The organism is Actinokineospora sp. NBRC 105648, assembly GCF_030269645.1.
Taxonomy (GTDB): domain Bacteria; phylum Actinomycetota; class Actinomycetes; order Mycobacteriales; family Pseudonocardiaceae; genus Actinokineospora.
This window is the reverse complement of record NZ_BSTR01000004.1, coordinates 34357-57249: the sequence shown is the minus strand read 5'-3', so window position 1 is coordinate 57249 and position 22893 is coordinate 34357. Positions and strand designations below refer to the sequence as shown.

General features: G+C 72.3%; 21 protein-coding genes. 14 read left to right on the top strand and 7 right to left on the bottom strand.

Annotated elements, in window-relative coordinates:
• Nucleotides 1–45 precede the first annotated feature (45 nt).
• From QSK30_RS05160 to QSK30_RS05120, 9 genes are all read left to right on the top strand, one after another.
• Nucleotides 46–1257, top strand: coding sequence for an AI-2E family transporter (locus QSK30_RS05160; protein WP_285499992.1), 1212 nt, complete (start codon nucleotides 46–48; stop codon nucleotides 1255–1257).
• On the top strand, nucleotides 1254–2420 hold the full coding sequence (gene macS / locus QSK30_RS05155) for a MacS family sensor histidine kinase (protein ID WP_285499990.1): 1167 nt from the start codon (nucleotides 1254–1256) through the stop codon (nucleotides 2418–2420). The genes QSK30_RS05160 and macS overlap by 4 nt, the downstream gene beginning before the upstream one ends.
• Nucleotides 2421–2449: 29 nt before the next feature.
• Nucleotides 2450–3088, top strand: coding sequence for a response regulator (locus QSK30_RS05150; RefSeq protein WP_285500398.1), 639 nt, complete (start codon nucleotides 2450–2452; stop codon nucleotides 3086–3088).
• A 9-nt stretch (nucleotides 3089–3097) separates the two neighbouring features.
• Nucleotides 3098–3727 carry a DUF1707 SHOCT-like domain-containing protein gene (locus tag QSK30_RS05145; protein ID WP_285499989.1) on the top strand — a complete coding sequence of 210 codons (630 nt, stop codon included), beginning with the start codon at nucleotides 3098–3100 and terminating at the stop codon, nucleotides 3725–3727.
• A gap of 118 nt (nucleotides 3728–3845) precedes the next feature.
• Nucleotides 3846–4874: an L-threonine 3-dehydrogenase gene (gene tdh, locus QSK30_RS05140; RefSeq protein ID WP_285500397.1), complete on the top strand. Its 1029-nt coding sequence runs from the start codon at nucleotides 3846–3848 to the stop codon at nucleotides 4872–4874.
• Complete coding sequence (locus tag QSK30_RS05135) at nucleotides 4874–6055, top strand: glycine C-acetyltransferase (RefSeq protein ID WP_285499988.1); 1182 nt, start codon at nucleotides 4874–4876, stop codon at nucleotides 6053–6055. The genes tdh and QSK30_RS05135 overlap by 1 nt, the downstream gene beginning before the upstream one ends.
• Before the next feature lie 42 nt (nucleotides 6056–6097).
• Nucleotides 6098–6454, top strand: a complete 357-nt coding sequence (locus tag QSK30_RS05130; protein ID WP_285499985.1) for a PadR family transcriptional regulator — start codon at nucleotides 6098–6100, stop codon at nucleotides 6452–6454.
• Nucleotides 6451–7104, top strand: a complete 654-nt coding sequence (locus tag QSK30_RS05125; RefSeq protein WP_285499984.1) for a hypothetical protein — start codon at nucleotides 6451–6453, stop codon at nucleotides 7102–7104. The genes QSK30_RS05130 and QSK30_RS05125 overlap by 4 nt, the downstream gene beginning before the upstream one ends.
• 62 nt (nucleotides 7105–7166) lie before the next feature.
• Complete coding sequence (locus tag QSK30_RS05120) at nucleotides 7167–8060, top strand: LysR family transcriptional regulator (protein ID WP_285499983.1); 894 nt, start codon at nucleotides 7167–7169, stop codon at nucleotides 8058–8060.
• A gap of 16 nt (nucleotides 8061–8076) precedes the next feature.
• On the opposite strand, the gene QSK30_RS05115 is transcribed toward QSK30_RS05120, so the two are convergent.
• Entirely contained in the window at nucleotides 8077–9309 is a 1233-nt protein-coding gene (locus QSK30_RS05115) for a pyridoxal phosphate-dependent decarboxylase family protein (RefSeq protein ID WP_285499981.1), read from the bottom strand.
• 52 nt (nucleotides 9310–9361) lie between these two features.
• On the opposite strand from QSK30_RS05115, the gene QSK30_RS05110 reads away from it, so the two are divergent.
• Entirely contained in the window at nucleotides 9362–9922 is a 561-nt protein-coding gene (locus tag QSK30_RS05110) for a TetR/AcrR family transcriptional regulator (RefSeq protein ID WP_285499979.1), read from the top strand.
• 26 nt (nucleotides 9923–9948) lie between these two features.
• Here QSK30_RS05110 and QSK30_RS05105 read toward each other — a convergent pair whose 3' ends face one another.
• Complete coding sequence (locus QSK30_RS05105; RefSeq protein WP_285499977.1) at nucleotides 9949–10770, bottom strand: ribokinase; 822 nt, start codon at nucleotides 10768–10770, stop codon at nucleotides 9949–9951.
• A 221-nt stretch (nucleotides 10771–10991) separates the two neighbouring features.
• Nucleotides 10992–13142, bottom strand: a complete 2151-nt coding sequence (locus QSK30_RS05100; RefSeq protein ID WP_285499975.1) for an MMPL family transporter — start codon at nucleotides 13140–13142, stop codon at nucleotides 10992–10994.
• A gap of 148 nt (nucleotides 13143–13290) precedes the next feature.
• Between QSK30_RS05100 and QSK30_RS05095 the strand changes: the two genes are divergently transcribed.
• The gene (locus QSK30_RS05095) at nucleotides 13291–14031 is read left to right on the top strand and encodes a TetR/AcrR family transcriptional regulator (RefSeq protein WP_285499973.1); all 741 of its coding nucleotides are present in this window, start codon (nucleotides 13291–13293) and stop codon (nucleotides 14029–14031) included.
• A gap of 58 nt (nucleotides 14032–14089) precedes the next feature.
• On the opposite strand, the gene leuS is transcribed toward QSK30_RS05095, so the two are convergent.
• A complete protein-coding gene (gene leuS, locus QSK30_RS05090; protein ID WP_285499971.1) occupies nucleotides 14090–16921 on the bottom strand; it encodes a leucine--tRNA ligase in 2832 nt (943 codons plus the stop codon).
• 222 nt (nucleotides 16922–17143) lie between these two features.
• A complete protein-coding gene (locus QSK30_RS05085; RefSeq protein WP_285499969.1) occupies nucleotides 17144–18283 on the bottom strand; it encodes an esterase-like activity of phytase family protein in 1140 nt (379 codons plus the stop codon).
• 66 nt (nucleotides 18284–18349) lie between these two features.
• On the opposite strand from QSK30_RS05085, the gene QSK30_RS05080 reads away from it, so the two are divergent.
• Entirely contained in the window at nucleotides 18350–18766 is a 417-nt protein-coding gene (locus QSK30_RS05080) for an SdpI family protein (protein WP_285499966.1), read from the top strand.
• Here QSK30_RS05080 and QSK30_RS05075 read toward each other — a convergent pair.
• Nucleotides 18763–19335 (bottom strand): YqgE/AlgH family protein, encoded by a 573-nt coding sequence (locus QSK30_RS05075; protein WP_285499964.1) that lies wholly within the window; start codon nucleotides 19333–19335, stop codon nucleotides 18763–18765. The two genes, QSK30_RS05080 and QSK30_RS05075, sit on opposite strands and share 4 nt — an antisense overlap.
• A 238-nt stretch (nucleotides 19336–19573) precedes the next feature.
• Between QSK30_RS05075 and QSK30_RS05070 the strand changes: the two genes are divergently transcribed.
• Nucleotides 19574–20842, top strand: a complete 1269-nt coding sequence (locus QSK30_RS05070; protein ID WP_285499962.1) for an MFS transporter — start codon at nucleotides 19574–19576, stop codon at nucleotides 20840–20842.
• On the opposite strand, the gene QSK30_RS05065 is transcribed toward QSK30_RS05070, so the two are convergent.
• Nucleotides 20759–22336 carry a CCA tRNA nucleotidyltransferase gene (locus tag QSK30_RS05065; protein WP_502871792.1) on the bottom strand — a complete coding sequence of 526 codons (1578 nt, stop codon included), beginning with the start codon at nucleotides 22334–22336 and terminating at the stop codon, nucleotides 20759–20761. The two genes, QSK30_RS05070 and QSK30_RS05065, sit on opposite strands and share 84 nt — an antisense overlap.
• Between QSK30_RS05065 and QSK30_RS05060 the strand changes: the two genes are divergently transcribed.
• On the top strand, nucleotides 22335–22883 hold the full coding sequence (locus QSK30_RS05060; protein ID WP_285499958.1) for an NUDIX hydrolase: 549 nt from the start codon (nucleotides 22335–22337) through the stop codon (nucleotides 22881–22883). The two genes, QSK30_RS05065 and QSK30_RS05060, sit on opposite strands and share 2 nt — an antisense overlap.
• Nucleotides 22884–22893: the final 10 nt, after the last annotated feature.

Below are 22893 nucleotides of genomic sequence, written 5' to 3'. Positions count from 1 at the left end.
ACATTCATCGCCGGAGACCGGTTCGACCGATTACCGTGATCGGCGATGACCAGAAACCGCGTCGCGGGCCTCAAGCACCGCAGCACGCTCACGAGCAACGACGTCACCCCTCTGGTGCCCAAGGGGCTCCGGGTCAGCGCGGCGCTGTCCTGGCGGTTCCTGGTGATCATCGGAGCGCTGTACGTCATCATCTGGCTGCTGGGCTACTTCGCCGCGGTGGTGATCCCGGTGGCGATCGCGCTGCTGCTGGCCGCGCTGATGGCCCCGGGGGTCGGCAAGCTGGTCGAGTGGCGGGTACCCCGCTCGCTGGCCACCGCGATCGTGCTGATCGGCGGCCTGGCCGTGGTCGGCGGCGTGCTCACCTTCGTGATCACCGAGTTCACCAACGGCCTGCCGCAGCTGCAGAGCCAGGTGAACAACAGCCTGGACACGATCCGGGCCTGGCTGAGCACCGGGCCGCTGCACCTGCGCCAGGACCAGATCCAGGCCTACCTGGACAACGCGATCAACACCATCAAGACCAACCAGTCGGCGATCACCTCGGGCGCGATCACCACCGCGGCCACCATCGGCGAGGTCCTCACCGGGCTGCTGCTGACCCTGTTCATCCTGATCTTCTTCCTGTTCGACGGCGGCGGGATCTGGGGCTTCGTGGTGCGCGCCATCCCCGGCCAGGTGCGCGACCGGGTCGACGTCGCGGGCAGGCGGGGCTTCTCCTCGCTGGTCAGCTACGTGCGGGCGACCGCGGCGGTCGCGGTGTTCGACGCGGTGGGCATCGGCGTCGGGCTGTGGATCGTCGGCGTCCCGCTGGTGATCCCGCTGGCCGCGCTGGTCTTCCTCACCGCGTTCATCCCGATCATCGGCGCGCTGCTGGCGGGCACCGTGGCGGTGCTGATCGCGCTGGTCGCCAACAGCTTCGTCTCGGCGCTGGTGGTGCTGGCGATCGTGGTGGGCGTCATGCAGATCGAGAGCCACGTGCTGCAGCCCTGGCTGCTCGGCCGCGCGGTGCGGCTGCACCCGCTGGCCGTGGTGCTGGCCATCGCCGTCGGCCTGCTCGCCGCGGGCATCGCGGGCGCGCTGCTGTCGGTGCCGCTGCTGGCCGTGCTCAACGCCGGTATCCGGTCGCTGCTGCACGAGGGCGAGACCGAGCCGGACGAGGTGGACGTGCTCGACGACACCGGGTCGGTGCCCAACGCCACCGACGACTCGGACGAGTCCGCGGACACCTCCGACGAGTCCCGGCCGACCTGGCCGTGAGCCCGGCGGGCCGCCCCGGCCGCAAGCACCCGACCAGGCCGCTCTGGCGGGCGGCGGTGCTGCTGCGGGTGATCACCCTGTTCTTCGCCGCGGGCGTGGTGTTCACCCACCGGGGCGACTACGCGAACACCGGGCTGGCTTGGGGCACCATCGGCGTGATGGCGGCGTGGACCGCGCTCACCTTCTGGTACTACCTGCGCGCGGGCCACGGGCGGCTCTGGTTCACGATCGTCGACCTGGCCGTGTGCTGCGCCCTGATGTGCGTGTCCCGGTTCGCCCTCACCCACGAGCAGCTGACCGCGCTCAAGGTCCCGCTGCTGCCCACGGTGTGGGTCACCGCCGTGGTCGCGATCGGGGCAATCCGCGCCGGCGCGCTCGGCGGGGCGATCTTCGGCCTGGTGGTCTCGGCGTTCAACTACGGCGTGCGCGGCTACTTCGACACCGACCTCACCCGGGACATGGTGCTGCTGGTGGGGGTCGGGATCGTGCTCGGGCTGCTGAGCGAGAACCAGGTCCGGGCGGCGGAGATCGCCGAGCGGCTGGCCCAGGCGATGCGGGCCGAGGCCGCCACCGCCGAACGGGAGCGGCTGGCCCGCACCATCCACGACGGCGTGCTGCAGGTGCTCGCCCGGGTCCGCAAGCGCGGCCGTGAGCTCGGCGGGGAAGCCGCCGAGTTGGCCGAGCTCGCGGGCCACCAGGAGGTGGCGTTGCGCGCGCTGGTGGCCGCGGCCCCGCTGGAGTCCACCTCGGACGGCCACGCCGACCTGCGGCCCCGGCTGCAGGTACTGGCCAGCGACCGCTACCAGGTGTCCGTGCCCGCCACCGCGGTGCTGGTCGCCGAGTGCGCCGCCACCGAGCTGACGTTCCTGGTGCGCGAGGCGCTGGAGAACGTCGACCGGCACGCGGGTCCCGACGCGCGGGCGTGGGTGCTGCTGGAGGACGTCGGCGACGAGGTCGTGCTCAGCGTGCGCGACGACGGCGTGGGCATCGCGGCGGGGCGCATCGCCGCCGCCGAACAAGAGGGCCGACTGGGTATCGCGCGATCGATCCGCGGGCGGGTGCGCGAGCTGGGCGGCACCATCAGCCTGGAGACCGCGCCCGGCGCCGGTACCGAGTGGGAGATCCGGGTGCCGAACAAGCGCGGGGAGCGGGGACAGCGGTGACAGCGGAAGCGGAGCGGCCGATCTCGGTGATGGTCGTCGACGACCACCCGATCTGGCGCGACGGCGTGGCCAGGGACCTCGCCGAACGCGGCTTCGACGTGCGGGCGACCGCGGCCGACGCGTCCTCGGCGGTGCGGATCGCGCGCGCGGCGCGCCCGGACGTGGTGCTGATGGACCTCAACCTCGGGGCCGAGTCCGGGGCGGACGCCACCCGGGAGATCACCGCCGGGCTGCCCGGCACCCGGGTGCTGGTGCTCTCCGCCAGCGGCGAGCACAGCGACGTCCTCGAGGCGGTGAAGGCGGGCGCCTCCGGCTACCTGGTCAAGTCGGCCTCGGCGGAGGAGCTGGTCGCGGCCGTGCGGCGCACCGCGGCGGGCGACGCGGTGTTCACCGCGGGCCTGGCCGGTCTGGTGCTCGGCGAGTACCGGCGGATGGCGGCGGGTCCCGACGACGCCGCCGCGCCCAAGCTCACCGAGCGGGAGACCGAGGTGCTGCGGCTGGTGGCCAAGGGCCGCACCGCGCGCCAGATCGCCGACCGGCTCGTGCTCTCGCACCGGACCGTGGAGAACCACGTGCAGTCCACGCTGCGCAAGCTGCAGCTGCACAACCGCGTCGAACTCGCCAGGTACGCCATCGAACACGGCCTCGACGGCGACCCGGAGCAGTAGGCTGGTGGGGTGAGCACCGAGAACCTCCCCGGTCCGATCAGCCCCCGGGACCTCCGGGTCTCCGACGCCGAACGCGAGCACGTCGTCGGTGTGCTGCAGAAGGCGATCGGCCACGGGATGCTCAGCCTCGACGAGTTCACCGTGCGCACCGACATCGCGCTCGCGGCGAAGACCCGCGCGGAGCTCAACACCGTGCTGGTCGACCTGCCCGGCGTGATCAACCGCGAGCCGGGCAGCCCCACCGCCGTCCCGCCGATGGAGTTCCGCGCGGTGATGTCCTCGCTCAAGCGCGAGGGCCCCTGGATCGTGCCCAGGGAGATGACCGTGCACAACCGGATGGGCTCGAGCGAGTTCGACTTCACCGAGGCCGAGATCGGCCACCGCGAGGTGCAGGTCAAGCTCGACGTGGCGGGCGGCTCGGTGGAGCTGCTGGTGCCGGAGAACGCGAGCTGCGACACCGACGGGGTCACCGCCGTCGCGGGCAGCGTGGAGAACAAGGTCGGCAAGGGCGGCAGCGGTGTCCGGTTCGTGGTCACCGGGTCGGTCCGCGCGGGCTCGGTGACGATCCGGCGTCCCTCGTACGTGCGGATCGGGTCGCTGACCGTGCGCAGGCCGTGGAAGCTGAGCTGGGACACCTGAGCGGACGAGCTGTGAAGCTGCGCTGACAACGCAGTGCAGAAAGTCGCGATGGACCGCACCGCGTAGGCGGCGCGAGACTCCGCGCGGGGGTGCCACCACCCGCCGCATGGAGGACGCTGTGAAGGCTCTGGTCAAGACCGCCGCCGGGCCCGGTCTGGAACTGGTCGAGGTACCCGATCCCACGCCCGGACCGGGTGAGGTGCTGCTGCGCGTGCTGCGCACCGGCATCTGCGGCACCGACCTGCACATCGACGCCTGGGACGACTGGGCCGCCCGCACGGTCAAGGCCCCGCTGGTGCTCGGGCACGAGTTCGTCGGCGAGGTCGTCGAGGTGGGCGCCGCGGTCACCAAGGTCGCGGTCGGCGACCTGGTCAGCGGTGAGGGCCACCTGGTGTGCGGCACCTGCCGCAACTGCCGGGCCGGGCGCAGGCACCTGTGCGCGAACACCATCGGCCTCGGCGTGCACACCGCGGGCGCGTTCGCCCAGTACGCGGTGCTGCCCGAGGCCAACGCCTGGGTGCACAAGCACGAGGTCGACCTGGACGTGGCCGCGGTGTTCGACCCGTTCGGCAACGCGGTGCACACCGCGCTGTCGTTCCCGGTGCTCGGCGAGGACGTGCTGATCACCGGCGCGGGCCCGATCGGGCTGATGGCCGCGGCGGTCGCCCGGCACGCGGGCGCCCGGCACGTGGTGATCACCGACATCAGCGAGGCCCGGCTGGAGCTGGCCCGCAAGATCGGCGTGACGGTGGCGCTGGACGTGAGCGCGACCCCGGTCTCGGCGGTCTACGACGAGCTGAACATGACCGAGGGCTTCGACGTGGGCATGGAGATGTCCGGCCAGCCCTCGGCGCTGCGCGAGATGATCGCGAACATGACCCACGGCGGCCGGATCGCGATGCTCGGGCTGCCCGCGCGGGAGATCGCGGTCGACTTCAGCTCGGTCGTGCTCAAGATGATCACCATCAAGGGCATCTACGGCCGGGAGATGTTCGAGACCTGGTACGCCATGTCGGTGCTGCTGCAGTCCGGCCTGGACATCTCGCCGGTGATCACCCACCGGTTCCACCACACCGAGCACGCCGAGGCCTTCGCCACCGCCCGCGGCGGCCGGTGCGGCAAGGTCATCATGGATTGGGAGAGCTGATGTACGGCGCGATGCGCGAGGACCTGCTCAACTCGCTCGAGGAGATCCGCTCCGCCGGGCTCTACAAGGCCGAGCGGGTGATCACCTCGCCGCAGCAGGCGAACGTGCGGGTCGGCGGGTCGGACCCGGTGCTCAACTTCTGCGCGAACAACTACCTCGGCCTGGCCGACCACCCGGAGCTGGTCGCCGCGGCCAAGGAGGCGCTCGACGACTGGGGCTTCGGGATGGCCTCGGTGCGGTTCATCTGCGGGACGCAGGCGCCGCACAAGGAGCTGGAGGCGCGGCTCTCGCGGTTCCTGGGCACCGAGGACACGATCCTCTACAGCTCGTGCTTCGACGCCAACGGCGGCCTGTTCGAGACCCTGCTGACCGACCGGGACGTGGTGATCTCCGACGAGCTCAACCACGCGTCGATCATCGACGGCATCCGGCTGTGCAAGGCGGGCCGCAAGCGCTACCGCAACCGCGACATGGCCGACCTGGAGAAGCAGCTCCAGGACTCGGCCGACGCCCGCTACCGGCTGATCGCCACCGACGGCGTCTTCTCGATGGACGGCTACCTGGCACCGCTGGACGAGATCTGCGACCTGGCCGAGCGCTACGACGCCCTGGTCATGGTCGACGACTCGCACGCGGTGGGCTTCATGGGCGCCACCGGCCGCGGCACCCCGGAGCACTTCGGCGTCGGCGACCGGGTCGACATCTACACCGGCACCCTCGGCAAGGCCCTCGGCGGCGCCAGCGGCGGGTACGTCGCGGCGCGGGCGGAGATCGTGGAGATCCTGCGGCAGCGGTCCCGGCCCTACCTGTTCTCCAACTCGCTGGCCCCGTCGATCACCGGCGCGGCCCTGGCGGTGCTGGAGCTGCTGGAGACCTCCAGCGACCTGCTGGCGCGGCTGCGCGAGAACAGCGCGCTGTTCCGCGCCCGGATGACCGAGGCGGGCTTCGACCTGCTGCCCGGCGAGCACCCGATCATCCCGGTGATGATCGGCGACGCCGGTCGGGCGAGCCGGATGGCGGACCTGCTGCTGGACCAGGGGGTGTACGTGATCGGCTTCTCCTACCCGGTCGTCCCGCACGGCAAGGCCCGCATCCGCACCCAGATGTCGGCCGCGCACACCACCGAGGACGTCAACCGAGCGGTCGACGCGTTCGTCGCCGCCCGCGACAAGATGGCCTGATCGGACGCTGACCAGGCATCTCTACATAGATAGAGTTGCCCCATGGACATCCCGCCGTTCCGCGTCACCGCGGCGACGCTGGACGTCCTGGAAGCCCTGCTCGGTCCGGACGACCAGCTCTACGGGCTCAAGATCGCGGAGAACGCCGGCCGCAAGACCGGCAGCGTCTACCCGATCCTGGCCCGGCTGGAGGACGCGGGCTGGGTGGTCAGCGCCTGGGAGCAGGACGAGCCAAGTGCCCGCGGTCCACGCAGGCGCTTCTACCGGCTCAGCCCCGACGGCCTCGGGGCCGCCCGCGCGCTGCTGCTGCACCACCGCGGCGCGGTCCGCCAGCGCACGGGCAGCCCCGTACGCGGCCTCGCGCCCCGACCCACACCGCAGTGGAGAGGGTGGTCATGAGTCCGGCCGTCGTGTTCGTCCTGGTCGCGCTGCTGGTGCCGATGGCCGTGGCCGAGTCCGGCGAGGTGTCGCCGTGGCTGGCCAAGCGGGTCCTGGTCTGGGCCGCCCGGCGGCTGCGCTCGGCGGAGAAGACCGAGCGCTACACCGAGGAGTGGCTGGCTGACCTGGAACAGGTCCCCGGCAAGATCACCAAGCTGGGCTGGGCGCTGGGGGTGGCGTTCCTCGGGGTCGTCCGGCTGCGCGAGCCGAAGTCGGCGCTGGACTGGACCCCGCGCCCGGTGGTGAACCCGTTCGCCACCGACTCACTGTTCGGTCCCGGCGCGCCCGAGTCGGGGGGCAGGCTGGTCCCGGCACCGCGCGCGCAGACCCGACCCGCGCTCCCGCGGCCGACGGCGATCTCACCGGGTTGCCTCGGGGACGGCGGGTACGTCGGCGAGCCCGCGCAGTTCGAGCCCGGCGGCGTGAGCTACTCGCGCAGGTTTCGCCAAGATCCACCGGTTGTGCCGGTCCCGCGGGAACCCGGTGCGCGGTTCTTCCAGCGCTACTACGACAACTGGGGCGACTCCGTGCACCGGAGGCGGTACTCCTACGAGGAGGACGCCTTCACCACCTCGGACCAGAAGGCCGCACCGCCGGTCATCGGGCTCTGACCTGCCGCTCCCCGATCTGGCACTGCCTGACCTGCCACTGTCTGACCTGCCACTATGGACAGATGATTGACCCTCGACGACTGCGGGTCCTGCGGGCGCTCGCCGACCACGGCACGGTGACGGCGGCCGGGCAGGCGTTGCACCTGACCCCGTCGGCGGTGTCCCAGCAGCTCAGCGCGCTGGAGTCGGAGGTCGGGCAGGAGCTGCTGCGGCGCAAGGGCAGGCGGGTGTGGCTGACGGCGGCGGGGGAGCTGCTGGTCGAGCACGCCGACGCGGTCCTGGCCGAGCTGGACCGGGCCGAGGCCAGGATGGCCGCCTACGGCTCCGGTGAGGTCGGGCAGGTCCGGGTGGCCGCGTTCGCCTCGGCGATCACCCAGGTGGTGGCGCCCGCGATCAGCGCGCTGCGGGTCTCCGCGCCCGGGGTGACCGTGCTGGTGCGCGACGCCGAGGGGCAGCAGAGCCTGCCGATGCTGCTCGACGGGGAGATCGACATCGCGATCACCATGCACCACCGGGCCGAGAGCGCCGAGCAGGACCGCCGGGTGGTCCGCGACCCGCTCTACGCCGAGCCGTTCGACGCGCTCCTGCCGCCCGGGCACCGGCTCGTCGGCAAGGCGGAGATCGGGCTGTCGGACCTCACCGGCGACGACTGGGTGGTCCCGCTGCCCGGCAACCCGTGCCGCGACGTGCTGCTCGCGGCGTGTGCCGACGCCGGGTTCGCGCCGCGGGTCACGCACACCTCCGACGACTTCGCCGCCGAGGCCGCGCTGGTCGAGGTCGGCGTGGGGGTCGCGATGATCCCGCGGACCGCGCTGCGCCCCGCCGACCTGCCGCGGGTGGTGCCGGTGTCCGATCCACCGACCCGGCGGGTCTTCGCGGCGATCCGCCGTGGCCGCGAGACCCACCCGCTCGTCCTGGCTGTGCGGCAAGCCCTGAGCGAAGTGGCGCGCTCTTAGCTGTACCACCGGGCCGCTAGCTGTACCGGGCCTGCACCCCGCGCGACTCGCCCGCGTTCGCGACGGCGTCGCGCAGGTCGGCGAGGAACTGGCCGACCACCCGGTCGTGCTCGGGGGACACCATCAGGTGCAGTGCGTCCGGGTCGTTCTGCCGGTCCAGGTGCCAGCCGCGGTCGTCCATCAGGTCGCCGACGGCCATGATCCGCTCACCGGTGAACGCGATCACCGAGGCCACCGGGTCGCCGAGCACGCGCAGCCCGAGCTCGCGCACACCCTCGCGGATCGCCGACGCAGTGGCCAAGATCCGCTCGACGTGCTTCACGTACCCGTCCACACCCAGGTACTTCAGCACCGCCCACGCGGCCGCCACTGGAGCCGCGGGTCGCGCGCCCGCCAACGCCAACGAGCCATAGAGGCCGCCGGGCCAGTCTTGGTACAAGAACGCCTGGTACTGCAAGACGTGCTCACCCGCGCGGTGCAGCACCACCGACGCGCCCTTGGTCGCGTAGCCGTACTTGTGCACGTCGGCGGACATCGTCGTCACCCCCGGCACCCGGAAGTCGAAGGGCGGCACCTCCCGCCCGGCCCGCTCCATGAACGGCAGCAAGAACCCGCCGACGCACGCGTCGGTGTGGAAGGGCACCCCGCGTGAAGCGGCCAGCGCGGCCAGTTCCGGGATGGGGTCGACCACGCCGTGCGGGTAGTTCGGCGCCGACCCGGCGACCAGCGCGGTCCGGTCGTCGATCAGGTCGGCGGCCGCGTGCACGTCCGCGCGCAGGTCGTCGTCGAGCGGGATCTGCACCAGCTCCAGCCCGAAGTACTTGGCGCCCTTGGCGAACGCCGGGTGCGCCGAGCGCGGCACCACCAGCGTCGGCTCGGTCACGCCCCGCTCGGCGCGGGCCCGATCTCGGGCGACCCGGACCGCCTGCATGATCGACTCGGTGCCGCCGGAGGTCATCGAGCCGGACGCCCCGGCGGGGGCGTGCAGCAGCCCGGCGGTCATCGCCACCACCTCGCGCTCCATGTCGGCCAGCGACGGGAAGCGGAAGGGGTTGAGCGCGTTCTCGTACAGGTAGAGGTCGTGCGCCTCCTTGAGGACCGCGTCGACGTCCTCGCCCGCCGGGTACACCAGGCTCCACGTTCGGCCCCCGCGCCAGTCGGCGTCGGCCGTCTTGCGGGCGCGCAGGTCGGCGAAGAGCTCTTCGCGCGGGGTGCCGTGCTCGGGCAGGGAGGTGTCAGGCAGATCCATGCCCGCCATCTTCGCCGACCAGGGATTTACTCAGCCGTGTTACTATTTACTCATGCAGGTAACAGTCACCGAGGCGGCCCGCCGCCAGCAGATCGTCGACGCCGCCATCGAGGTGATCGCCGAGCACGGCTACGCCCAGGCGTCCTTCGCCCGGATCGTCGCGCACGCGGGCCTGAGCAGCACCCGGCTGATCTCCTACCACTTCAAGAACAAGGGCGACCTGGACATGGCCGTCCTCATCGCCGCCCTCGGCCAGGTGGACGAACTGGTCAACGCCCGGCTCGACGGCGTCACCGACCGGGTCGAGATGGTCCGGGTCTACATCGCCGCCCAGGTGGAACTGCTGCACACGCACCGCGAGCAGATCCGGGTGCTCCGCGAGGTCGCCGCGGGCGCGCCGGACCTCGCCGTGGTGCTCCACGAGTTCCGGGTGGGCAGGCTCCAGCGCCAGTTCACCCAGGGGCAGCGCGAGGGCGTGTTCGGCGGGTTCGACCCCGCGATCATGGCGGGCACGGTCGCCGCGGGCATCGACGCGGCGGCCGACTCCGACATCGACCCGGACACCTACGCGCACGAACTGGTGGAGCTCTTCACCCGCGCGATCCGGGCTTGACCGCCGTTAAGGAGTACTAGAGCCATTTACCAGGCGTAAGAGGACTGCGCGCCGGGACGGGTGACTGTCCGAGAGGCGAACTCCACCGCGCGGCGGGCGGCGGCCAGCAGGTCGTCGCCCGCCGCGAGGGCCGACGCCAGCGCGCCGACGAACGCGTCGCCCGCCCCGGTCGTGTCGACGACCTCGACCTCGGGCGCGGGAATCTCCGCCGTGCCGCTGGAGGTGACGACAACGGCCCCACGCCCACCCATCGTGATCACCACCGACCTGCACACCTCGATCGAGGATCCCAGCAGCGCCGCCTCGTGCTCGTTGACCACTACCGGGTCGAGCACCGCCAACGCCGCCGCCGAGAGCTCCACCACCGGCGACAGGTTCACCACCGCCCGCACGCCGAGCCGCTCGGCCAGTGCCACCGCGTGCTCGGCCACGGCGACCGGTACCTCGAGCGAGACCGCGAGCACCCGCGCGTCCCCGAGCTCGACGTCCGCGGGCGTCAGCGCGCCGTTCGCGCCGGGGGAGACCACGATCGAGTTCTCCCCGTCCGGCGTCACCGCGATGTGGGCGATCCCGGTCGGCCGGTCGACCCGCCGGACCCGGGTGACGTCCAACCCGGCCGCGCTCAGCGATCCCAGCAGCAGGTCGCCGTGGCCGTCCTGGCCGACCGCCCCGACGAAGGACACCGCCGCGCCCGTCCGGGCCGCGGCAACCGCGGTGTTGGCGCCCTTCCCGCCGGGCAGCACCCGGGCGTCCGACCCCAGGACGGTCTCGCCCGCACCGGGCCGCCGGGCCACCTGGACCACCAGATCCGCGTTGGCCGAGCCCACTACCACAACTGCCCCCACCACGGCATCACTCCTAGTCAGAGGCCGTTGCCAATAGCGAACGTGCGCAAGTGTGAACGATCAGGTAGTCGATCGGATCCAGAGTGCGACACTGTGCGTCAGTTGTGACGCACCCCATGGGTGCGCAGTGAACCCCGGCCTCGTGCCGGGAGCCGGCTCCGGCCGGCTGCATGTCACCGGCGTCGATCGTGTAGCCCCCCGAGCGATCGGCGCCGGTGGCGTCCCTAGCCCACCCGCTCCAGTTCGCGGGCGTCCTCGGGCCGCTCGACCTCGGACAGCCCGGCCCGCTCCTGCAGCCTGCGCAGCGGGCCGGGGGCCCACCAGGCGGCGTCGCCGAACAGGCGCAGCACAGCAGGCACGAGCAGCATCCGCACCACGGTGGCGTCCAGGGCCAGGGCGACCAGCATGCCCAGGCCGATGAACCGCATGCTCGCCAGCGAGGACATGCCGAAGGCGCCGGTGACCACGCCCAGCAGCAGCGCGGCGGCGGTGATCATCCGGCCGGTGCGCACCAGGCCGGTGCGCACCGCGTCCCGGGTGGACAGCCCGGAGTGCCGGGCCTCGACCATCCTGGCCAGCAGGAACGTCTCGTAGTCGGTGGACAGGCCGAAGACCACGGCACCGATCAGCACCATCATCCCGGCCTGCGCCGGTTGCGGTGTCACGCCGAGGAACCCGGTGCCGTGCCCCTCCTGGAAGACGAACACCAGCACGCCGAAGGTCGCCGACAGGCTCAGCGCGCTCATCACCACCGCCTTGATCGGCAGCAGCACCGACCCGAACGCCAGGAACATCAGCACCAGCGTGGCCGCGACCAGGATCCCCACCATCCACGGCACCCGGTCGACGATCACCCGCACCGAGTCGCCCACCAGCGCGGGCTGCCCGCCGACGAGGACCTGCGCGTCCGAGGGCACCGCGCGCAACCCGTCGACCGCCGAGCGCGCCTCGGTCGAGGAGGCGTCACCCGCCAACGGGGCGGTGAGCAGGACGACGTCGCCGCCCGCGCCGGTCGGCTTCACGTCCAGCACGCCGGGAACCTGGAAGGCGGCGGCGGTGTAGGCCTGCACGGTCGCCTGGCTCGGCGGCCCACCGGTGCCGCGCAGCACGATCTTGGCCGTGTTCGAGCCCGCCGCCGGGAAGTTGGCCGCGATGGCCTCGGCGGTCGCCCGGTGCGGGTCGCCCGGCGGGAGCTGGCGCTCATCGGCGCCGCCGAACTGCACGTTGCCGAACGGCAGCGCCAGCAGCACCAGCACCGCGACGATCGGCGCGGCGAACCACACCGGCCGCTTCATCACCGCGTCGGCGATCCGGCCGAGGAAGCGGGACTCGCCGCCCGCGGCCCGGCGGCGCCAGGGCAGCGAGAGCTTGTCGACGCGGTGGCCGAGGACGCCCAGCAGCGCGGGCAGCAGCGTCAGCGACAGGATCGCGGCGATGGCGACCGCGGACATGCCGCCGTAGGCCATCGACTTGAGGAAGTCCATCGGGAACACCAGCAGCCCGGCGAGCGCGATCACCAGCAGCGTCGCGGAGAAGGCCACCGTGCGGCCCGCGGTGGCCACGGTCCGGCGGACCGCCTGGGCCGGGGTGCGCCCCTCGGCGAGCTCCTCGCGGAAGCGCCCGACGGTGAACAGGCCGTAGTCGATCGCCATGCCCAGCCCGAGCAGGGTCGCCACGTTGACCGCGAAGGTGTTGACCTCCAAGCCCAGGCTCAGCAGCCGCAGCACGCCCAGCGCGCCGAAGATCGACAGGCCGCCGACCAGCACCGGCAGCGCGGCGGCGACCAGGCTGCCGAAGATCAGCACCAGCAGGACCAGGGTGACCGGCAGCGAGATCGCCTCGGCCACGGTCAGGTCGGCGGTGGACCGCGCCGTCATCGCCTGCTCGGTGGGCACCTTGCCGCCCACCTGGGTCGGCACGCCGTCGACGACCAGCCGGTCCTTGATCCGGTCGTAGGACTGCTGGTGGGCGTCGAAGGTGTCACCGGCGAGGGTGATCGTCGCCATCGCCAGGTGCTTGTCCGGGCTGGCCAGCGCGGGCTGCTTGGCCGACCAGTAGTCGACCCGCTGGGCGACGCTGTCCGCGGGCAGCTGCGCGAGCGCGGCGGTCACCCGCTGAGCGACCTCGGCGTCGTCGACGGTCTTGTTCGGCGGCGCGGTGTAGAGCAGCACCACGTCGGCGGGCTTCTGGCCGAGCTCGTCCTGCACGATCCGGTTGACCTGGGAGGACTCGCTCGCCGGGTCCTCGTAGCCGCCCTGGGTGAGCTTGTCGAACACGCCCAGGCCCCAGAGCCCGCCGCCGAGGGTGATCACCAGGGTGGCCACCAGCACCACCCACCGCTTGCCGTGGACGACCGTTCCCCAGGTGGCGAACATAGGTGATTCCTCCCGATTGCCCGGTGAGTGGTGGTGACCACGTCCGGCGACTACCGTCGGGGTCCCGTGCGATGCTCGTAAACACCGTTCACTCATGGCCGACCATACGGAACGGTTAACGCCGTTCACAAGAGCTCGGAGACCGACGATGACGCAGGCCACACGCCGAGAGCGCGGTCGCGCGGCCACCGACCGCGAGATCCGGCAGCAGGCCAGGGCACTGCTGGTGAACGACGGCCCACAGGCGGTCACCCTGCGCGCGATCGCCCGCGAGCTGGGCATCACCGCGCCCGCGCTCTACCGCTACTACACCTCGCGCGAGGACCTGGTCGAGCACCTGCGCGCGGACGTCTGCGCCGACCTCGCCGTCGAACTGGGCAACGACCTGGCACCGGTGCCCGAGTCCGACCACCTCGGCCAGGTCCTGGCCATCTGCCGCGGCTTCCGCGCCTGGGCGCTGGCGCACCCGCAGGAGTTCACCCTGGTGTTCGCCTCACCGTCGGAGCCCGGGGTGAACTGCCCGGCGGGCCCGGACGGCAAGGACGCCGCGAAGGACTCGTTCGGGCGGATCTTCCTGACCGTGGCCGGTCGGGTGCTGGCCAACGGCCTGCTCTCCACCCGCCCGGACGTCGAAGTGCCCGCGGCCCTGGTCCCCGACCTCGAGCGGTTCCGCCTCGACCTGCTCACCACGATGGCCGAGTCGGGCGTGGACGTGCCCGCCGACCTGCTCGGCGTCGACACCGCGTACGCGATGCTCCAGTTCTGGGTGCGCCTCTACGGCCAGGTCGCGCTCGAGGTGTTCGGCCAGTTCCCGTTCCCGGTGACCGACGCGGGCCCGCTGTTCGACTCGATGCTGGCCGACCTCACCCGCGAGGTCGGCCTGCACTGAGCCCGCGCCGGGCCCGCCCGGTCAACGGGCCCAGCACAGGAACCGTCACAGCACCTCGTCACAGCACGATGTTGACCAGCCGACCCGGGACGACGATGACCTTCCTCGGCGTCCCGCCGTCGACCAGCGCGGCCACCTTCTCCTCGGCCAGCGCCGCGGCCCTGACCTCGTCCTGCGACGCGGCCGCGGGCACGGTGATCCGCCCGCGCACCTTGCCGTTGACCTGGATCGGGTATTCGACGGTGTCCTCGACCAGGTAGCGCTCGTCGGCCGCCGGGAACGGCCCGTGCGCCAGCGACTCCGTGCCGCCCAGCTTCTGCCACAGCTCCTCGGCCACGTGCGGGCACAGCGGCGCCAGCATCTGCACCATCGCCTCCGCCACCACGCGCGGGGCGCCGTCGGAGAAGTTCTTGGTCAGGTAGTTGTTCAGCTCGGTCAGCTTGGCGCCCGCGGTGTTGTAGCGCAGATTCGCGTAGTCCTCGTGCACACCGGCGATCGCCTTGTGCAGCGCCCGCAGCGTCGGCTCGTCCGGCTCGCCCTCGGTGACCCGCAGCTCGCCGGTCTCCTCGTCGACCAGGTTGCGCCACAGCCGCTGCAGGAACCGCTGCGCGCCGACGACGTCCTTGGTCGCCCACGGCCGGGACACGTCCATCGGGCCCATCGACATCTCGTACAGGCGGAACGTGTCGGCGCCGTAGGCCTCGCACATCTCGTCCGGCGTGACGACGTTGTTCAGGCTCTTGCCCATCTTCCCGTACTGCTGGCGGACCTCCTGGTCGCCGACGAAGAACTTGCCGCCGCGCTCGACGACCTCGTTGGCGTTGACGTACACGCCGCGCTCGTCGGTGTAGGCGTAGGCCTGGATGTAGCCCTGGTTGAACAGCCGCCGGTACGGCTCCGCGCCGCTGACCTCGCCCAGGTCGAACAGCACCTTCTGCCAGAACCGCGCGTACAGCAGGTGCAGCACCGCGTGCTCGACGCCGCCGATGTACAGGTCGACGCCGCCCGGGTCGCCCTCACCGCGCGGGCCCAGCCAGTACTGCTCGTTCTCCGGCTCGCAGAACCGCTCGCCGTCGGTGGGGTCGACGTAGCGCAGCTGGTACCAGCAGGACCCGGCCCAGTTGGGCATGGTGTTGACGTCGCGGCGGTAGGTCTTGGGACCATCGCCCAGGTCCAGCTCGACCTCGACCCAGTCGCCCGCGCGGGACAGCGGCGGCGAGGGCTGGGTGTCGGCGGCCTCCGGGTCGAAGGTGCGCGGGGAGTAGTCGTCGACCTCGGGCAGCTCAACCGGCAGCATCGACTCCGGCAGCGCGATCGGTGTGCCGTGCTCGTCGTAGACGATCGGGAACGGCTCGCCCCAGTAGCGCTGGCGGGAGAACAGCCAGTCGCGCAGCTTGAACTGGATGGTGCCGCGGCCGTGGCCGTGCTCCTGCAGCCAGGCGATGATCGTCTGCTTGGCCTCGGCGATGGCCAGGCCGTCCAGGAAGCCGGAGTTGACCGCCGGGCCGTCGCCGGTGAAGGCCTCGCCGTCGAAGCCCTCGCCCGGCCGCACGGTGCGGATGACCGGCAGGCCGAACGCGGTGGCGAAGTCCCAGTCGCGCTGGTCCTGGCCGGGCACGGCCATGATCGCGCCGGTGCCGTAGCCCATCAGCACGTAGTCGGCGATGAACACCGGGATCCGGGCGCCGTTGACCGGGTTCGTGGCGTGCGCGCCGGTGAAGACGCCGGTCTTGACCTTGTTCTCCTGGCGGTCCAGGTCGGACTTCATCGACGCCGCGCGCCGGTAGGCCGCGATCGCCTCGCCGGGCGTGGCCGCCCCACCGGTCCACTTGCCGTCGACCTCGGACGGCCAGGCCGCAGTGGCGATCTTGTCGACCAGCGGGTGCTCGGGTGCCAGCACCAGGTAGGTCGCGCCGAACAGGGTGTCCGGCCGGGTGGTGAACACCTCGACCGACTCGCTGGTCAACTCACCGCCAACCTCGAAGCGCACCCGGGCGCCGTGCGAGCGCCCGATCCAGTTGCGCTGCATGGCCTTGACCTTGTCCGGCCAGTCCAGCCGGTCCAGGTCGTCGATCAGCCGGTCGGCGTAGGCGGTGATCCGCATCATCCACTGGCGCAGGTTGCGCCGGAAGACCGGGAAGTTGCCGCGCTCGCTGCGGCCGTCGGCGGTGACCTCCTCGTTGGAGATCACCGTGCCCAGGCCGGGGACCCAGTTCACCGGGGCGTCGGACAGGTAGACCAGGCGGTAGTCGTTCAGCACCGCCTGGCGCTGCCCGTGCGTCAGCTCCGCCCACGGCCGCCCGTCGGGGGTCGTGCGCTCGCCGGAGTCGAACTGCGCCTCCAGCTCGGCGATCGGCCGGGCCTTGCCCGCGGCCTCGTCGTACCAGGAGTGGAAGATCTTCAGGAAGATCCACTGCGTCCAGCGGTAGTACTGGGGGTCGATCGTGGAGATCCGGCGGCGCTCGTCGTGGCCCAGGCCCAGCCTGCGGATCTGGCGCAGGTAGGTCTGGATGTTGTCCTCGGTGGTCTTGCGCGGGTGCTGCCCGGACTTCACCGCGTGCTGCTCGGCGGGCAGGCCGAAGGCGTCGAAGCCCATGGTGTGCAGGACGTTGCGGCCGTTCATCCGGTGGTAGCGGGCGAACACGTCGGTGCCGATGAAGCCCAGCGGGTGCCCGACGTGCAGGCCCGCGCCGGACGGGTACGGGAACATGTCCTGCACGAACAGCTTGTCCGCGGGCACCGGGCCCGCCAACGGCCCGACCGGGTTCGGCGCGTGGTAGGTGCCGTGCTGCTCCCAGTGGTCCTGCCAGCGCCGCTCGATCCGCCCCGCCAGCGCGGCGGTGTACCGGTGGTTCGGCACCGACTCCGTCGAGTGCTCGGTGTCGCTCATGGGTGAAGTCCTTCCGCGCTGGGTGCGGCCTGCCGCCTTGGTCGAGAGGGTCGAACCGGTTCGACAATCACTGCGGAGAAGCGAAAACCCCCCAGCCCGAGGGCATGGAGGGTTGCCGCGCTCACCAACTGGTGCTGGTCAGCGCGGCCGACCAAGGAGCAGGCGGGCAGTGCTCATGACCCAAGGTTACCGCACACCGGCCACGTCGTTTCGCCAACCGCTCTAGAGCCGGACACCCAGCGCCACCAGCTGGGTGACCTGGGTGGTGGCGAAGTTGTCATCGCTGACCAGCAGCAACGAGCGCTCCCCGCCGCGCAGCACCGGGCCCCACGACATCCCCTCGATGTTGTCCACAGTGGACAAACCGAGGTCGGCGAGGTCGGCCACCAGCCGCTTGCGCACCGGCCGGACCCCGGCCGGGTCGGCCAGGTCGCGCCGGGCGACGTCGGTGGCACCGCGGGTGTCGACCTCGAACACCCGGACCTTGTTGCCCACGCCCTGCACGAAGGAGCGCTCCAGCACCAGGAACCGGGTCGGGTCGACCGGGTCCACGGCCAGGATCGAGGTGACACCGGTGCTCGACGCCCCGGTCGGCGGGACCGGCCGGGCGAACACCGGCTCCTGCGGGTAGGCGTACTGCGCCAGCTGGTGACCCGACCGGGTCTGCACCACGATCCGCGACAGCGCGCCGTGCTCGGCGTCGGCCACCGGGCCGTCCTGCAGCAGCGGGCCCTCGACGGAGGTGACCACGAGCGACCCCAGGGCCGCGTAGGTCAGGCCCTCGAGCACCAGGTTCTGCCGCGGGCCGCGGTCGGCGGTCATCTTCAGGTTCGCGGGCAGCGGCAGCTCGCGGGCGAACGAGCCATCCCGCTTCGCCGAGCGCACCGACGGGTCGATGAGCACGTTCGGGCGGCGCTCGCCCTCCTGGCTCCAGGTGTAGTCCCCGGTCCACGGGTCGACGCGGATGTCCTCGGGGTCGACGGTCGTCCCGTCGCCGGTGGCCAACGGCGGGTAGGTCTTGCCGTCCGGGCGCAGGAACGGGTGCGTCGAGGTGAACTCCACCGGCCCGAGGCCGTCGGGGCGGACGTCGATGCGGGCGGTGTAGAACCGCGCGGGCTGGCGGTCCGACCGGTCGTCGCTGATCAGGACGTACCCGCCGGTGCGCGGGTCCCGGTCGATCCCGGAGAGCCCGCCGACGGTGGTGCCCTGGAACGGCAGGGCGTTGGGGACGGTGCGCTCGCCGATCAGGCGAACGCCGCGGTGGTCCGGGTGGCGGGGGTGGTCGGGGGTCGCTGCGGCGGGGGAGGCGAGCGCGCCCGCCGAGACGGCGGCGGCGCACAGCGCGGCCAAGGCACGGGGCATGACGAGCAGCACACCGCACGAGGGTGTCCACCACGTGGCGCGAGGACGACCTCCTACCATCGAGTCGTGAACCTCGTGCCGCTCGCCCCGCTGGTCGCCGGACTCCCGCTGCTCGTCGTCGGTCTCCTCGGCTTCACCGAGCGCCTGCCGCGCAACCGCTTCGGCGGCGTGCGCACCCCGGCCACGCTGCGCAGCGACGAGGCGTTCCGGGTGGGCAACAAGGTCGCGGGCCTGCCCACCGCGGTGGCTGGGCTGACCGGTGTGCTGGGCGGGGTCGTCGGGTTCTCGCTCGCGAGCACCGCGGCCGTCCTCACCGTCTCGATCATCGCCGTGGTCGGCCTGCTGGTGATCACCGTGGCCGCGGGCGTGCTGGGCAACCGCGCCGCCACCGCCGTCCCGGAGCCCAAGCCCGCCCTCCCGGCGGGCTGCGCGGGCTGCCAGTGCGGCGCGGGCGGCTGCTCCGCCCTCACCCGAGCGGGTTAGTTCTCCCGAACATCACCCGGATGGGTGGCAAGCAGCGCCAGCGGCATGCCCTGCCTGCGCAGCACCCGACCCCACAGGTCCGCGCCGGCCGGGGCCAGCACATCGGCGGGCAGCGCCGGGACCACGATCCAGTCGCCGCGGTCGATCTCGCCCGCCAGCTGCCCGACGTCCCAGCCCGAGTAGCCCGCGAACACCCGCATGCCGCGGAACTTGGGCACCAGCACGTCCGGGTCGGCGTCGAGGTCCACCAGCGCCACCGGCCCGCGCACCCCGATCAGCCCGTGCACGCCGTCGACCTCGACCCCGGTGCGCATCGCGGCCAGGCACAGCGCGGTCTTCTGCTCCACCGGCCCGCCGACGAACACCGAGCCCGGCTGGGAGACGTGCGGCCCCCAGTTCGGCAGCACGTCGTCGACCGGCACGTCACTCGGCCGGTTCAGCACGACCCCAAGCGTGCCTTCACCCCGGTGGTCGATGACGTAGACCACCGTGCGGCGGAAGTTGCTGTCGAGCAGGCTGGGCGCGGCTACCAGCAGCGTCCCCGGCTCGACGTCGACGTCGGAGGGCACCCCGACATGATCCCACCTGGCCGCGGGCAGCCGGGACCCAGTTCGGGGAACAACCCGGCCACCCCGCTCGTTGGACCTTGCGGTCGGCGCCTCCGTGTCCCCCGGGCTCAACTGGAACCGCCTTCGTGGAATACCGCTCGGCTGGAGCCACGTCGCGCAACTCGCCGTGAGGCGACCGGGCGTCGGCCAGGATGGGCGGCCCCGATCGGGGCCGCCCATCCCTATAGGCTCAGCCGCCGTGAGCACGGCCAGAACGCACCACCCGCGTGTCGGCGCGCGGTCCCTGCTCGCCGTCGCCGGGTTCCGCACCCTGCTCTACAGCCGGTTCGCCGCCCAATGGGGTGACGGCCTGTTCCAGGCCGGGCTCGCGGGCGCCGTGCTGTTCAACCCCGAGCGCCAGGCCGACCCGCTGGCCATCGCCGCCGGCTTCACCGCGCTGCTGCTGCCCTACTCGATCGTCGGCCCGTTCGCCGGGGCGCTGCTCGACCGGTGGGACCGGCGGCGAGTGCTGGTGGTGGCCAACCTGGTGCGCGCCCTGCTGGTCGTGGTCTCGGCGACCACGGTGATCAGCGGCGCGAACGGCGCGACGCTGTTCGCCATGGCGCTGGTCGTGATCGGGATCAGCCGGTTCGTCAACTCCGGGCTGTCCGCGTCGCTGCCGCACGTCGTGCCGGTGCGCAACCTGGTCGAGGCCAACGCGCTGGCCACCACGCTCGGCGCGGTGATCGCCGTGCTGGGCGCGGGCTGCGCGATCGGCCTGCGGGCGGTCTTCGGCGACGACGACCTCGGCTCCGGCCTCACCACCCTGGTCGCGTGCGTCGGTTCGGTCGCCGCGGCCTGGTTCGCCAGCCGGTTCCAGCCCGGCGACCTGGGGCCCGACCAGGTCGACGAGCCGCAGCAGACGATGGTCGCCGTGGCCAGGGGCCTGTTCGACGGCGGCCGCGCGGCGCTGCGCACGCCGACGGTGCTGGCGGGCTTCGTGGCCCTGCTGGCGCACCGGGCCGCGTTCGGCATCGCACTGCTGCTCACCGTGCTGCTGACCAGGTTCTACTTCGGCTCCGGGCTCGGCGGGCTGGGCCAGGCGATCGGGCTGGTCGGCCTGGGCATCCTGCTCGCGGGCCTGGTGACCGCCCGGATCGTGGCCCGCTTCGGCAGGCGCCGCTCGATCGCGGCGGCGCTGGCCCTGGGCGGGGTGTCGATCGTCGGGTTCGGGCTGCCGCTGACCATGCCCACCACGCTGGCCGCGGCGCTGCTGATCTCCTTCGCCGGGCAGGTCGTGAAGCTGTGCGTGGACGCCGCCGTGCAGCGCGACATCGGCGACGAGGTCCGCGGCCGGGTGTTCGCCCTCTACGACACGCTGTTCAACGTCGCCCAGGTCGTCTCGGTCGCGCTCGGCGCCTTGGTGGTCGCGCCGGACGGCGCCTCACCCGGGCTGGTCCTCGCCGCCGGGGGCTGCTACCTCGTCGGTCTCGGCGGCTTCGCCCTGGTCAGCCGCGGGCACGCCTAACCCCTGCGCGCGCGCCCACACGTGCAGGGCGGCCACCGCGTCCTCGTGCGCCAGCGGGCCCTGGTCGAGCCGGAGCTCCTTGAGGTAGGACCACGCCTTGCCGACCAGCGGACCCGGCGGCAGGTCGAGCAGCCGCATGATCTCGTTGCCGTCGAGGTCGGGCCGCACCCGCGCCAGGTCCTCCTCGGCGGCGAGCCGGGCGATCCGCTCCTCGAGGCCGTCGTAGGTGCGCTGCAGCGCGCCCGCCTTGCGGCGGTTGCGGGTGGTGCAGTCGGCGCGCACGAGCTTGTGCAGCCGGGGGAGCAGCTCGCCCGCGTCGGTGACGTAGCGGCGCACCGCGGAGTCGGTCCACTCGCCCTTGCCGTACCCGTGGAACCGCAGGTGCAGGAACACCAGCTTGGCCACCTCCTCGGTGACCTCCTTGGAGTACCGCAGCGCCCGCAAGCGCTTGCGCACCATCTTGGCGCCCACCACCTCGTGGTGGTGGAAGCTCACCCCGCCGCCGGGCACGTGCCTGCGGGTGTCCGGCTTGCCGATGTCGTGCAGCAGCGCGGCCAGCCGCAGCACCAGGTCCGGGCCGTCGGTCTCCAGGTCGATCGCCTGGTCGAGGACCACCAGCGAGTGCTCGTAGACGTCCTTGTGCTGGTGGTGCTCGTCGATCTCCAGCCGCATCGCGGGCACCTCGGGCAGCACGTGCCCGGCCAGCCCGCTGTCGACCAGCAGCTCGACCCCCTGGTGCGCGTGCGCGCCGCAGATCAGCTTGTTGAGCTCCGCCTGCACCCGTTCGGGGGTGATCCGGGTGATCTGCTCGGCCATCTCCGCGAGCGCGTCGAGCACCCGGGGGGCGCAGCTGAAGCCGAGCTGGCTGACGAACCGGGCGGCCCGCAGCATCCGCAGCGGGTCATCGGCGAAGGACTCCTGCGGCGTGGCCGGGGTGTCCAGGTTGCGCCGCGCCAGCGCGCCCATGCCGTCGTGCGGGTCGATGAACCGCCGGTCCGCCAGGTCGATCGCCATCGCGTTGACGGTGAAGTCGCGGCGCACCAGGTCGGCCTCGATCGAGTCGCCGAAGCGCACCTCGGGGTTGCGGCTCACCCGGTCGTAGGCGTCGGCCCGGAACGTGGTGATCTCGCAGGTCGCGCCGTGCTTGGCGGCACCGACCGTGCCGAAGGCGATGCCGGTGTCCCAGATCGCCTCGGCCCAGCCTGTGACGATCTTCATGATCTCCGGCGGCCGGGCGTCGGTGGTGAAGTCGAGGTCGTTGCCGAGCCGCCCGAGCAGCGCGTCGCGCACACTGCCGCCGACCAGGTAGAGCCGGTGGCCCTGCTGGGCGAACCGGGCAGCCAGCTCGTCGGCGACGGGGGAGACGCGCAGCAGTTCGGCCACGGCGTTGGTGGCGGCGGACGTTCCAGACACGATGGACGAGCGTATCGGCTGACCACGGCCCTGCGCGCACGCCCGTCCCCAGCGCGCCCGCCGCACTACCATCGCGGACATGCCCCCGTCGTCCGGCAGGTCCCGAGGCGCCCGGTCCGGGCGCCGGTTCCGGCGCCGCGGCCGGCGGCTGACGACCGTCGACGAGACCTCCGCCGGGGGCCTGGTCATCGACCCGGCGACGCACGAGGTGGCCCTCATCGGGCGCCTGGACCGGCGCGGACGGCTGCTGTGGTCGCTGCCCAAGGGCCACATCGAGGCGGGCGAGACCCCGGAGCAGACCGCGGTGCGCGAGGTCGCCGAGGAGACCGGCGTCGACGGCGAGGTGGTCCGCCCGCTGGGCACGATCGACTACTGGTTCATCGCCGACGGCACCAAGCGGATCCACAAGACCGTCCACCACTTCCTGCTGCGGGCGCACTCCTTCGAGCTCTCCGACGAGGACCCGGAGGTGACCGAGGTCGCCTGGGTGGCGCTCGAGGAGTTGGACGGCAGGCTCGCCTATGCCGACGAGCGCCGTCTCGTCCGCAAGGCCAGGCAACTACTCTCCGAGCATCCGCTCTCACCCGATCCGGTCGGACGGGATCTACCCGAGGTCGGTCGTGCCTGACCCATCAGCT